Annotated in this window: 12 protein-coding genes; 5 read left to right on the top strand and 7 right to left on the bottom strand. The window is 45.5% G+C overall.

Translation table 11 applies throughout. From position 1 onward, the window contains the following. Window positions 1–74 precede the first annotated feature (74 nt). The 3 genes from AB4161_RS15430 to gloB form a co-directional block, all read right to left on the bottom strand. Entirely contained in the window at window positions 75–761 is a 687-nt protein-coding gene (locus AB4161_RS15430; protein WP_017060727.1) for a YIP1 family protein, read from the bottom strand. Continuing rightward, the gene (locus AB4161_RS15425) at window positions 758–2332 is read right to left on the bottom strand and encodes a LysM peptidoglycan-binding domain-containing protein (protein ID WP_372083577.1); all 1575 of its coding nucleotides are present in this window, start codon (window positions 2330–2332) and stop codon (window positions 758–760) included. The genes AB4161_RS15430 and AB4161_RS15425 overlap by 4 nt, the downstream gene beginning before the upstream one ends. Before the next feature lie 70 nt (window positions 2333–2402). After that, window positions 2403–3161 carry a hydroxyacylglutathione hydrolase gene (gene gloB, locus AB4161_RS15420; RefSeq protein ID WP_017060725.1) on the bottom strand — a complete coding sequence of 253 codons (759 nt, stop codon included), beginning with the start codon at window positions 3159–3161 and terminating at the stop codon, window positions 2403–2405. 53 nt (window positions 3162–3214) lie between these two features. Between gloB and AB4161_RS15415 the strand changes: the two genes are divergently transcribed. Continuing rightward, complete coding sequence (locus AB4161_RS15415; protein WP_372083576.1) at window positions 3215–3997, top strand: class I SAM-dependent methyltransferase; 783 nt, start codon at window positions 3215–3217, stop codon at window positions 3995–3997. 98 nt (window positions 3998–4095) lie between these two features. Here the strand turns inward: AB4161_RS15415 and rnhA are convergent, their stop codons facing one another. After that, the gene (gene rnhA / locus AB4161_RS15410) at window positions 4096–4560 is read right to left on the bottom strand and encodes a ribonuclease HI (RefSeq protein WP_017063376.1); all 465 of its coding nucleotides are present in this window, start codon (window positions 4558–4560) and stop codon (window positions 4096–4098) included. A gap of 56 nt (window positions 4561–4616) precedes the next feature. Here rnhA and dnaQ point away from each other — a divergent pair, with 56 nt between their 5' ends. After that, complete coding sequence (gene dnaQ / locus AB4161_RS15405; RefSeq protein WP_017060722.1) at window positions 4617–5384, top strand: DNA polymerase III subunit epsilon; 768 nt, start codon at window positions 4617–4619, stop codon at window positions 5382–5384. A gap of 9 nt (window positions 5385–5393) precedes the next feature. Next, window positions 5394–6641: a TIGR03503 family protein gene (locus AB4161_RS15400; protein WP_372083575.1), complete on the top strand. Its 1248-nt coding sequence runs from the start codon at window positions 5394–5396 to the stop codon at window positions 6639–6641. Window positions 6642–6769: 128 nt separating this feature from the next. Here AB4161_RS15400 and fadE read toward each other — a convergent pair whose 3' ends face one another. Continuing rightward, the gene (gene fadE / locus AB4161_RS15395; protein WP_136982701.1) at window positions 6770–9235 is read right to left on the bottom strand and encodes an acyl-CoA dehydrogenase FadE; all 2466 of its coding nucleotides are present in this window, start codon (window positions 9233–9235) and stop codon (window positions 6770–6772) included. Window positions 9236–9563: 328 nt separating this feature from the next. Here fadE and lpcA point away from each other — a divergent pair, with 328 nt between their 5' ends. Then, window positions 9564–10139, top strand: a complete 576-nt coding sequence (gene lpcA / locus AB4161_RS15390; RefSeq protein ID WP_372083574.1) for a D-sedoheptulose 7-phosphate isomerase — start codon at window positions 9564–9566, stop codon at window positions 10137–10139. A gap of 67 nt (window positions 10140–10206) precedes the next feature. Further along, the gene (locus AB4161_RS15385) at window positions 10207–11052 is read left to right on the top strand and encodes a class II glutamine amidotransferase (RefSeq protein WP_048606639.1); all 846 of its coding nucleotides are present in this window, start codon (window positions 10207–10209) and stop codon (window positions 11050–11052) included. A 103-nt stretch (window positions 11053–11155) separates the two neighbouring features. On the opposite strand, the gene purN is transcribed toward AB4161_RS15385, so the two are convergent. Together purN and purM are read right to left on the bottom strand one after the other, a co-directional pair. Further along, complete coding sequence (purN, locus tag AB4161_RS15380) at window positions 11156–11830, bottom strand: phosphoribosylglycinamide formyltransferase (RefSeq protein WP_372083573.1); 675 nt, start codon at window positions 11828–11830, stop codon at window positions 11156–11158. Window positions 11831–11962: 132 nt separating this feature from the next. Next, window positions 11963–13003, bottom strand: a complete 1041-nt coding sequence (gene purM, locus AB4161_RS15375; RefSeq protein ID WP_372083572.1) for a phosphoribosylformylglycinamidine cyclo-ligase — start codon at window positions 13001–13003, stop codon at window positions 11963–11965. Window positions 13004–13022 lie beyond the last annotated feature (19 nt).

Below are 13022 nucleotides of genomic sequence, written 5' to 3'. Positions count from 1 at the left end.
TCGCACGGTGGTTACCTTGGGAAATCTAACGGAACATTAGGCTAGAGAGTTTTTGCTAGCCTTATCTCTTCAACTTAAAAGATTAAAATGTAGAGCGCCCAGATTAGGTAGTAGCCAACCCATGGTAAGCCTGAAATCACAAGCGCTTGCCCGCGTTCAAACTCAGTCCACGTTAATACCGCGGCATAACCTAGCACGATGTACCATGGCAGAAGCAGTGGTAATGAGCTAGCAAACTGCGACCAATCATTGGTTAACGGTAACTTGATCAAGCCATTTAAGCTGTTCAAGTCGGCAGCGTAGTTCATCACATGTCCATGCTTGAGTATCAGGCTTGCGTAGCTTGCTACATCACCTAAAACAGCTGGGAATATAACAACAGATGCCGCTGCAAACCATCGCCAAAAGCTGTGCTGATGTTGGCTTGGCTTGGTTGCTAGGTTAAACCAGAATGCCAATAGAACGATGGTTAATGTTCGGCCAAATACGTCGCTGATGATTTCACTTGCGAGTAAGGTATTGCTGTCAAGTAACGCCAATTGGTCAGGGTTCGTTTGAGCCAGTTGCTGCGATAGCTCTGCACTTAACCAGGCAAAATCTACATTCGAAAAATAAGCACCCCAAAACAAAAATGGGCTGAGCATTAATACGACGTAAGGTTGCCATCCCCAAGCACTTCGTTGATAAAGCGCTAAGAAACAAGCTGTTGGTGAACGGAATATATCCAACAGCATGACGAGTGGGTTACTTGACGGGTTCATACACTTACCTTAGTTACATCAACATACAGCTTCAGTTTTTGTCCTGGCTGTAGGTATTTTTTGTTCTGCAAAGTGTTCCATTTTACAACATCTGTACTTTTTACTTTGAACTTTGATGCAATACCGCTGACTGTGTCACCTGATCTTACGTTATAAAAGATCGTACGGATGATGGCGCCGTCTGAGCCATTTTTCCAAATGACCAGTTCTTGACCAACTCTAAGCGTGTCGCGTGGTCCCATGCCATTCCACTTAGCCAGTGATTGATGAGAGACCTTATTTGCGCGTGCAATCGTCCATAGGCTGTCCCCACTTCTTACAGTATGGCTAAGCTTATATTGACCACGACTCTTTGACTGTGTGCTTGCTAGGCGATTTGAAGCGCTTAGGGCGTATGTCTTGTCGTCTTTGGTGGATGTTGGGATAAGTAAGTGCTGGCCAATACGAATATTGTTGTTGCTCAAACCGTTCGCAGAGCGGATCACTTTGCTGGTGGTGTTATATTTGCCTGCCAGTACGCTAATGCTGTCACCAGATTGAACCTTGTAACGCACCAACTTCATGCCTTTGCCTTTATTGGCAGCGACTTCTTTGTTGAATCTTTCAACTGAGTCTAAAGGAAGTAATAGTTGTTGGTGTTTCTCTGGTGCTGTCGCCCATTGGTTGTAAGCCGGGTTGTAACCTTGCAGTTCTTTGACAGGAATGCCTGCGTAGTTCGCAGCAATGGCTAAATCAAGCTGTTCTTCAGGGTTAACCAGAGTCAGCACTGGCTTGTTCGGGATCGCCGGAATATCGATGCCATACTTTTCTTGGTTGGCAATCACGTCAGCTAGAGCAAGCAGTTTAGGTACATAGCTGCTGGTCTCTTTTGGTAAGTCCAGAGAGAAGAAGTCGATTGGTTTGCCAAGCTTCTTGTTCTTACGGATTGCACTGTTTACTCGACCACCACCACTGTTATAGGCAGCAATCGCATGGTTCCAGTCGCCATCGAAACGTCGGTTAAGATCTGAGAGGAAGTCCAATGCGGCGTCGGTAGAGGCGGCAACATCGCGGCGGCCGTCATACCAAAAGTTCTGTTCAAGACCGTAGTCTTTGCCTGTGCCTGAAATGAACTGCCATAGACCTGCAGCACTGCCATGAGAGTAGGCAAACGCATCGAAAGAGCTTTCTACAACGGGTAGTAGTGCCAATTCTAGTGGTAAGCCTTTTTCTTCAATCTTAGTCGTGATCAGATACAAGAAAGGTTCAGCACGCTTTGATACTGTTTTTAGATGACTCGGGTGCTTGAGATACCAAGTTCGGTAGTAGTCGACCTTCTTTTGGTCTGGCACTTCCATTTCAAGTTGCATCGCAATGCGTTTCCAAACATCTTCTTGTGTTTGTGGAGTAACGACAGGTGCTTCAACTTTTTGATCTTCTTTGGCTGTTGCTTCTGATGAAACGTTCGCTTGAGAAACTTCTTTAGTAGGAGATGTGTTGGTTTGCTCGGAAGCTTGGTCTGGATTCTCTGACTGAGTTAATTGGCAACCAGAAAGTAGTAATACCAAAGCCCAGCTGTACTTAACTCGCATGTTACAGCCTTTTTAATTAACGGCCGATGATAATACTTGCCACCCCCTATGAGTGACAAGTCTGTATTTGTTAAAATTCGTTCTTCCACGCACGTAAAGCGGTGAATACCGATAAAGGATCGGTCTGCTCGGTGCGATTAGACACTGATTTCACTACACTTGGCTCGGTATAGCGCAGGAAGGGGTTCACAAACTTCTCTTGTCTCAAATTTGTGGGGATGGTCGACTTATTTTGAGCGCGAAGTCGGTTCACTTGGTCGCGATATTGCTGCAAATGTTGGTTATCAGGCTCTACGGCTAATGCGAAAGCGATATTGGCTGCAGTGTACTCATGTGCACAATAAACTTCGGTTTCTTGAGGCAGAGCCGTGATCTTATTCAGTGCATCGAACATCTGTTGTGGTGTGCCTTCCATGATTCGGCCACAGCCCGCAGAGAACAACACATCACCACAAAACAGTTTGGCATCGCCCACATAACCAATATGACCCGCAGTATGGCCACTGAGCCCTAGGACGAGGAATACTTCGCCAAACAGTTCTAATTGATCACCATCATCGACCGGATGAGTTAAGGTAGGGATAGGTTCATTCCTTGGACCGACAACATCCACGCCGGGAAATTGTCTAACGAGTTCTGGAACACCACCAATGTGATCGTGGTGGTGGTGTGTAATCAAGATTGCATCTAAAGTTAGCTCATGGTGTGCCAAGTACTCTAATACTGGAGCCGCATCACCCGGGTCGACGACAGCACAACGGCGATCGCTATTTTGAATCAGCCAGATGTAATTGTCGTTAAATGCAGGTATGCTTTTGATATGTAACATTATTGGTTCTCCAGTCACTATTAGTGCGACAGAATAAGTGAGACAGATTATTGATGAAGCCAGCACGTAGCAGAAAGAAGTTTGAACGTCCTTACACTTGGGCGCAATTGCACAATGGAGACTGGTTGAGAGAATCTATTCAAACTCGACTCGATGAGTGGTGCCCAAAGCTATTTGGTTACCATATGCTCAAGCTCGGTGGCCTCAGTAGTGAGATTTCTAGCTGCACATGCAACATTCAACATCAAGTAAACCTAGATATCCAGAACCCATTACATAATGTGATAGCGGATGGCTATAATTTACCCTTTTTGGAGAAAAGCTTTGATGTTGTAGTGTTGAGTCATCAGTTAGATTATAGCAATGACCCGCATCGATTATTGAGAGAAGTCGATCGAGTGATGATGGACGATGGCTATATCATTATCACCGGCTTCAACCCAATCAGTGTCACTGGGCTTGCCAGTTTGATGCCTTGGCGAAAGAACAGCTTACCCTGGAGTGGGCGTATGTACACGCCAAGTCGAATTAAAGACTGGTTAGGTGTACTTAACTATGAAGTAATTCATTGTGACACCTACGCGCTGTTTCCGATGAGTAAGTATCAAGCGATGTGGACGTGGTTGGAGAACTGCTTAGGTGGTTGTGCATCCTTCGCCGGAAGCCAATACTTTATTGTTGCTCGTAAGCGTACTTACCCGCTAAAACCCATCAAACCACATTGGCACCTTAAGCGACGTTTCTCGCCTGTTGGGGCAAGTTTTAGAACCAATACGCGCCGTACAATGGATTCAGCCAAAGCGTCATATCCGCTAAAAACAGAAAAAGCCGATTAGTTGTCGGCTTTTCATCTATCAATTCGATTGAGAAATTGTCAATTAGTTTAAGAAATTATAAATCGCTTTCTGAAATGTGCGTCTAATTAAAAAGACGATTAGCTTGGTTGATAGCCCGTATCTTCTAGAGTCGGATTCTCCGCTGCATTTCGCGCTAAATCATCACACATTTCGTTTTCTCTGTGTCCCGCGTGTCCTTTTACCCAGCGCCAATCAACGTTATGGCGAGCGGTTTCTTTATCGAGCCTTTGCCACAGATCGGCATTTTTAACCGGTTTCTTGTCGGCTGTTTTCCAGTCACGCTTTTTCCAGTTATGAATCCACTGTGTGATGCCTTGACGCACGTATTGGCTATCTGTGGTCAGAATCACAGAGCAAGGTTCTTTGAGGGTTTGCAGAGCCACGACAGCGGCGAGCATTTCCATACGGTTATTGGTTGTTAGCGTGAAACCTTCTGCTAGCGTCTTCTCGACTTTTTTGTAGCGAAGTACGATGCCATAGCCGCCGGGACCAGGGTTGCCTAAACAAGAACCATCAGTGAAAATTTCAACTTGTTTCGTCATGATTTGATACTATTACCTCAAGCACATTATCGGCATAGTCTGACACAGTTATCCTTATGAATACCAGTAGCACTCCAGAACAAAGCACGAACGAAAAAAACAGTTCGAACGAAAATAAGCGCATTGTTGTACTCGATACCGAAACCACCGGTATGAATACAGAAGGTGGCCCTCACTATATGGGTCACCGCATCGTTGAAATTGGTGCAGTAGAGATCATCAACCGTAGGCTGACCGGGCGTCATTTCCACGTCTACATCAAGCCCGATCGTGCGATTCAAGAAGAGGCGATTGGCGTTCACGGTATTACCGATGAATTCTTGATTGATAAGCCTGAATACCAAGACATTCATAAAGAGTTTCTCGACTTTATCAAAGGTGCGGAGCTGGTGGCTCATAACGCGCCCTTCGATACGGGCTTCATGGACTATGAGTTTGAGAAGCTCAACCCAGCGATAGGTAAAACGGATGACTACTGTAAAGTTACCGATACCTTGGCAATGGCGAAGAAGATATTCCCAGGTAAAAGAAACAACCTAGATATCTTATGTGACCGTTACGGTATCGATAACTCGCACCGTACTCTCCACGGCGCATTGCTCGATGCGGAGATCCTAGCCGACGTCTACTTATTGATGACGGGTGGTCAAACTTCGCTGCAATTTAACGCTGGTCAACAGGAAGGCGAAGCCGAAAGCATACGAAGAGTAGAAAGTGGTCGAAAATCCCTAAAGGTTTTACGAGCTACGGCCGATGAAGTAGAAGCGCATCAAAGTCGTTTAGATCTCGTCGAGAAAAGCGGAAGCTGCCTCTGGCGTCAGTAGGGAGAAAGTATGTTAAGGGTATTGGCTACCGGTTGCTTATTGCTGTTAAGTTTTGGCTTACATGCAGCAACAGAATCCGTTATGAGTTTATTGGACAACCGTTTTAGAGTTGATCCCAGTATTGAACAAGTCACCTTTGTGATTTATCGAGCCGATAACTCTAAACCTGTCGTTTTGGTTCGCCCTGATGGCAAGAAATACTACTCTTGGCGCAATGCTGATAATGTCCGTTGGTACGAAGAATCGTCCATGGACATTATCTCTATCGACAATCCGATGCCCGGCCCTTGGCAAGCGATAGGTAAAGTTTCCCCTAAGAACAATATCAAGCTGCTGTCTCATCTTGTTTTGGATGCTAATGAGTTCCCAGATAAGTTGTATCAAACAGAGCGCATCAAATTTACCGCTCGACTGACTTCTGATGGCAAGCCGCTGGTGCTGCGCGATTTTCTCGATCGCGTGAAGCTTAAGGTTACCTTTACTAAGTTTGTTGAAAACGAAGAGTCTTTGGTGAGAGAAGCGCGCCCGGTGTCGGTTGTGATGGGCGAGTTTGCCGATGATGGCGCTGATCTTGATGAAAAGGCCGGAGATGGTGTGTTCACTGTCTCTTTGCCAATTGATATCGAGCCCGGTAAATACCGAGCGCGTATTACCTCTGGTAATGGCGTGTTCCTGCGAGCGCAAGAGCAAGAAGTCTTGGTTTACCCAACACCGATCACTAGCACCTTCATTCAATCACGAAAAGAGGGTTTACCTCATACTATTGTGGTGTCTGGTGAACAGGGGATGATCGCACCGAGCTCGTTAGCGGTTCATGTTGAGCACAAGGCTCCTGATGAATATGTGATGTACAAGCAGGGGCAAGCTGAAGTCGACGCAATGAAAGTCGCTTTAGAGGTGCCTTATAATGGCGATTTAGGAATTTATAATTGGTCAGGGATGGTTTATGCCACTGATGCTTCAAGTCAGCGCCCGCTGATTTTTCCAATTACCGAGCAGTCGTACAGCGTTGTTGAAGATATCGACTTAGCAGAGTCACGACGTCTTCAAGAAGAAGCTCTTGCTGAACAGAAGCGTATCGCAACAGAGTTGATGATCCTTCAAAAACGTGAAGATGACAGACAGCGCAGTATGATCATTATTGCGGTGGGTAATGTGGTCGCTATTCTATTGGGCTTATTGATTTGGTTTGTGGTTCGTAAGGTCAAGGCGAAGAAAAAAGCGTTACCTGAGATGCAGCTCAAGGCGCCCAAGTAACTCGCTTAGATGATTAGATTGTCTAGAGAGAATAAGCTGCTAGATAAAGCATTGGAATTTGTGGCAACGAAATCATGAACAAAAAAACGGGACTCATAGTAGTCCCGTTTTTGTTTCTTTTTCTGGCCTTAAGCGACGTTATCAATCGATTGGTCTGGGTACTGAGATTTTGCTGCAAGCTCCTCTGGTGAGAAGTCATCCACGTTAATCGTGTACAGTCTATGTTCCTCAGCGCTAATCAGAAGATTTGCTTCGTCTTGCGTTAAGATACCTTTCTCAAGTCCCAACTGAGCAACAAGATCAAGTCGTAAGAAGGCACGTTTTTGATGTGTCTCTTTGCAGACTTTGTCGAACAGAGGTTCAGCTTGAAGAATCACTTCTAGCGCTTTTTCAATCTTACCTACTGGGTTGTATTCCGTCGCTTCTAAGTATTGGCCGCGACCGATACGAGAGCGTGTTTCGCTTGGTGTTTGTAGAATGTGCGCAACTTTGCTATCGAGCTTGTCGTTTGGAGCACGACGGATACGACCGAATGGCATTAGCACAACACGAAGCAGACGACCAATCACAGGGTTAGGGAAGTTCGCTAAGAACTCATCAATCGCCACTTCAGTCTGACGTAAGCTATCTTGCATCCCCCAATGTACTAACGGTAGATCTTCAGCGTGGCTGCCTTCGCTTTCAAAGCGTTTCAGCGTTGCTGAGCCGAGGTAAAGTTGACTCAGGATGTCACCCAATCTTGCTGATAAACGTTCTCTACGCTTCAGTGATCCACCTAGAACTGCCATTGAGATATCAGACAGTAGCGCTAGGTTTGCACTGTAGCGGTTTAGCTGTTGGTAGTAACGCTGTGTCTGTTTATCTGTTTTATTTGAAGGTGTTGGCGCATCAGAACCACGACCATCGGTTAAACCAAACCACAAGCTGCGGACTAGGTTGCTCATCGTAAAGCTAACGTGCCCTGCTAACGCTGAATCAAACTTATCAAGCGCATAGCTGCTTTCAGAATAAGCCGCTTCCATTTCGTTCAGTACGTAAGGGTGACAGCGAATCGCACCTTGACCATAGATGATCATTGAACGAGTCAGGATGTTTGCGCCTTCAACCGTAATCGCGATAGGCGAACCTTGGTAGCCACGAGCTAGGAAGTTCGATGGGCCTAAACAAATGCCTTTACCACCGACGATATCCATCGCATCAATGATGCTGCGTTGGCCACGGTGAGTACAGTGGTACTTAACGATTGCAGAGATAACCGAAGGCTTTTCGCCTAGGTCGATACCTGCGACGGTTAGGTTACTTGCAGCGTCCATTACATAAGCGTTACCTGCAAGGCGTGCAAGTGGCTCTTCAACCCCTTCCATGCGACCAATTGGTTGTTTGAACTGACGGCGGATACGAGCGTAAGCGCCAGTTGCAAGCGCGGCAGACTTAATGCCACCCGTTGAGTTTGAAGGCAGTGTGATACCACGACCAACCGACAGACACTCAACGAGCATACGCCAGCCTTGACCGGCCATTTTCTGACCACCAATGATGAAATCGATAGGCACGAAGATATCGTCGCCTTGCGTCGGGCCATTTTGGAAAGGTACGTTTAGTGGGAAGTGGCGGTTGCCAATCTCTACGCCTTTTAAATCCGTTGGGATAAGCGCACAAGTGATACCAAGATCTTTTTGGTCACCAAGCAGACCATCTGGGTCACGCAATTTAAAAGCCAAACCTAAAACGGTCGCGACAGGCGCGAGAGTGATGTAACGCTTGTTCCAAGTTAGGCGCATGCCGAGTACTTCTTCGCCTTGCCAGTCGCCTTTACATACCACACCGTAATCTGGGATAGAGCCTGCATCTGAACCGGCTTCTGGGCTAGTCAGAGCAAAACAAGGGATCTCTTTACCTTCCGCTAAGCGAGGCAGGTAGTGGTTTCTTTGTTCTTCTGTACCGTAGTGCTGTAATAGCTCACCAGGGCCTAATGAGTTAGGTACGCCAACCGTTGATGACAATACACTAGAAACTCCCGTTAGCTTCTGTAGAACCAAAGATTGAGCGTAAGCTGAGAACTCTAAGCCGCCGTACTTTTTCTTGATGATCATGGCGAAGAATTTATGGTCTTTCAGGTATTGCCATACTTCTGGTGGCAAATCAGCAAGCTCATGCGTCACTTGGTAATCGTTGACCATTTCACACACGGTATTTACTGGACCATCTAAAAACGCTTGCTCAGCTTCAGAGAGTTTCGGGTCAGCAATGTTCTGAAGCTTCTTCCATTCAGGTTTGCCTTTGAACAGCTCTGCTTCCCACCATACTGTGCCAGCTTCTAGTGCTTCTTTTTCTGTCTGAGACATCGCCGGTAGAACTTTCTTAAATAAAGAGAGTGCTTTTTGGCTGATCAGTGTCTGACGAATGGTAGGTACAGCAAAGATCGCAACCGCTAACAGGTAGCAAAGCCAGCCAGTAACAGCCACGCCGCCAAGCAGTGTTGATGCTACCATTGCGCCGGTTAATACAACTAATGCACGTACCAGACTAACTCTATGGTAAAGACAGACGCCTAAGATGGCGGTCATGCCGAGTAGGGAGAGCAATATGTTCATGATCGATTTCCTTTTCAGAGATCACTTATTGTTATTAAGTTTTAGGTAAGAGGTCTAACCAGTTAAGTGTAAACAAAATATTAAATATTTGTAAAACTCCAAAGTGAGTAAAAAGTGATCTCAATAGAGTTAAAGTTCTAATTGTGAGAGGTTGGTGGCGAATATTTGGACGGATTTACAACGACAAGTTAATTAAGGTGGCAATCTTTGGGCTTAAGTGTCGACACTATTTCATGTTTGTGGGTAAACTCAGCTATAAAGAGGGGAAAACCCTCAGTTCTCATTTCGCGTACTTTAAGTTACGTCAAAAAAATAAGAGATAAGCCTTATGTACCAAGACCTAATCAAAAGTGAATTAAACGAAGCTGCTGACGTTCTGAATAAGTTCCTAAGTGATGACCATAACATCGCTCAAATTGAAGCGGCAGCAAAACTGATTGCTGACTCATTCAAGCAAGAAGGCAAGGTGCTTTCTTGTGGTAACGGTGGCTCACACTGTGATGCAATGCACTTCGCGGAAGAGCTAACAGGCCGATACCGTGAAAACCGTCCAGGTTACGCTGGCATTGCGATTTCAGATCCAAGCCACCTGTCTTGTGTGAGTAATGATTTTGGCTACGACCACGTATTTTCTCGTTATGTAGAAGCGGTAGGTCGTAAAGGTGATGTGTTGTTCGGTCTGTCGACTTCAGGTAACTCTGCCAATATTCTAAAAGCGATTGAAGCTGCTCAAGCTAAAGGCATGAAGACGATTGCATTGACGGGTAAAGATGGCGGTCAAATGGCGGGTTGTGCTGATATCGAAATCCGAGTGCCACACTTTGGTTATGCAGATCGCATCCAAGAGATTCACATTAAGATCATTCATATTGTGATTCAGCTTGTTGAAAAAGAGATGGAATAATAGTTTTACAGACATTTGGAGCCCAGCTTTGTGGCTCCATTGGTTTTAATAGGGAGTAGATTAAACCATGTGTGAATTGCTCGGTATGAGCGCGAATGTGCCAACTGATATTTGTTTTAGCTTTACTGGTCTTATGCAGCGTGGAGGCAACACTGGCCCGCATCGTGATGGCTGGGGTATTACCTTTTATGAGGGAAAGGGTTTTCGTACCTTCAAAGATCCGAATCCGAGCTGTGAATCTAAGATCGCTGAGTTGGTTCAAAACTACCCAATTAAAAGCCAAGCCGTTGTCAGTCATATCCGTCAAGCGAACCGTGGTGGTGTTAATCTAGAGAATACACACCCTTTTACTCGTGAGCTTTGGGGGCGATATTGGACCTTTGCTCACAATGGTCAATTAACGGATTACGACGATCTGATTAGTGGTCGTTTCAGACCGGTTGGCGAGACAGACAGTGAGCTCTCTTTCTGTTGGTTACTCAAACAACTTGAAGAGCGTTTCCCTGAGCCACCTCAAGATATGGAAGGTATGTTTCGCTTCGTAGCGGAATGTTGTGACCAGCTCCGAGAGAAAGGCGTATTTAACATGTTACTCAGTGATGGTGAGTATGTGATGACCTACTGCACCAACCATTTGTACTGGATAACAAGGCGCGCACCTTTTGGTAAAGCGAGCCTGATTGATGAAGATGTTGAGATTAACTTCCAAGAAGAAACTACGCCTAATGATGTGGTTACAGTGGTGGCAACTCAGCCTCTAACAGACAATGAAGAGTGGTTTAGAATGAAGCCGGGTGAATACGCGCTGTTTCATTTTGGTGAGCTAATTGGCAATAACCATCAAGCGTTGGAAGATGTCGCTTATGCGCCGAAGAAGGTAGCAAGCCAAGCGCCAACTGAGCCATTAAGCTAAGTATTCCGAATAGTATTATTTGAACCGTATAAAAAAAGGCCGCTTACTGAACTAATGAATCAGTAAGCGGCCTTTTTTTGGATTTGATTTAGTTTCTGAAGAATTACTCTTCTGCGTAACCGTGTTTACCTAATGCCTTACCGTCTAAGACAGCTTGCCCATTTAGCATTGATAAACGATCTTCGGCGAACCATTTACAGACCATAGGGTAAATACAGTGTTCTTGGGTAAGCACTCGGCTTGCCAGCATATCAGCATCATCATCTTCAAATACCGGTACCTTAGCCTGTAAGATCACAGGACCACCATCAAGTTCTTCGGTCACAAAGTGGACACTAGTTCCATGCTCTTTATCTTGTGCATCAATGGCACGCTGGTGGGTGTGTAGGCCTGGGTATTTAGGTAACAGGGAAGGGTGGATGTTGACCATTTTTCCCGCATAGTGACGAACAAACTCTGAACTCAGGATACGCATATATCCCGCAAGTACGATTAAATCGGGTTGGTATGCATCAATCTGAATCATCAATTCATGATCGAACTCTTCACGTGAACCAAAGTCTTTTGGATTCACTGAATGTGCGTCAACACCTGCGGTTTTCGCTCGTTCTAATCCAAAAGCCTCTGCTTTGTTTGAAAAGACAGCCTTAACTGAAGCATCAATCATATTGTTATCACAAGCATTCAAAATTGCCTGTAAGTTACTTCCGCTTCCTGAAACTAACACAACGATGTTTTTCTTAGAGTGACTGGTTTTATTTGAGTGATTGTTTTTCATAGAGTGGGTCATACGATTGATTAACGGAACTGTTTACAATGTACCTACATAAACTAAGGTTTTCTGCGGGCTAAATAGCAAAATGAGGACCATTAGGTCCTCATTGATTAACTAAGTAAGTGAGCGTATCACTTATTTGATTTCAACTTGCTTTTCGCCAGCTTCAGCGTTTGCGATCTCACCGATAACCCAAGCGTTTTCGCCTTCAGCTTTCAGTAGTTCAACAGCAGCGTCTGCTTGATCTTTAGGTAGAGCAACAACTAGGCCTACACCACAGTTGAAAGTGCGGTACATTTCAAATGTCTCCACGTTACCTTTCTCTTGTAGCCAGTTGAAGATAGCAGGCCATTCCCAGCTCTTGCCATCAATGACTGCTTTAGTACCTTCAGGAAGTACGCGTGGGATGTTTTCCCAGAAACCACCACCTGTGATGTGCGAGATAGCATGAATGTCATGCTCAGCAATCATCTTAAGTGCCGATTTGATGTAAATCTTAGTAGGTTCTAGTAGGTGCTCACCGATAGTGCGACCTTCTAGTTCTTCACTCTTATCAGCACCAGAAACTTCTAGAACTTTACGAATTAAAGAATAACCGTTTGAGTGTGGACCACTTGAACCAACAGCGATAAGTGCGTCGCCTGCTGCTACTTTAGTGCCGTCAATGATGTCCGCTTTTTCTACAACACCAACACAGAAGCCAGCTACATCGTAGTCGTCGCCTTCGTACATGCCTGGCATTTCAGCAGTTTCACCACCGATTAGTGCACAGCCAGCTTGAACACAGCCTTCAGCAATACCAGAAACAACGTCTGCTGCTGTATCTACATCTAGCTTACCTGTTGCGTAGTAGTCTAGGAAGAATAGCGGCTCACCACCTTGAACGATTAAGTCGTTCACACACATTGCCACTAGGTCGATACCAATGGTGTCGTGTTTTTTCAGATCCAAAGCAAGGCGAAGTTTAGTACCAACACCATCAGTACCTGAAACAAGTACCGGCTCTTTGTATTTCGTTGGAAGTTCACATAGGGCGCCAAAGCCACCAATACCGCCCATTACTTCAGGGCGACGAGTGCGTTTAACAGCACCTTTGATACGGTCTACTAGTGCATTACCTGCGTCGATATCAACACCAGCGTCTTTGTAGCTTAGAGAAGAAGTATTACCACTCACGGGATAGTCCTCGAACTTA

The organism is Vibrio sp. 10N.286.51.E5, assembly GCF_041469125.1.
GTDB lineage: Bacteria > Pseudomonadota > Gammaproteobacteria > Enterobacterales > Vibrionaceae > Vibrio > Vibrio crassostreae_C.
The sequence above is the reverse complement of the archived record's forward strand: the minus strand, read 5'-3'. Positions and strand labels throughout refer to the sequence as shown.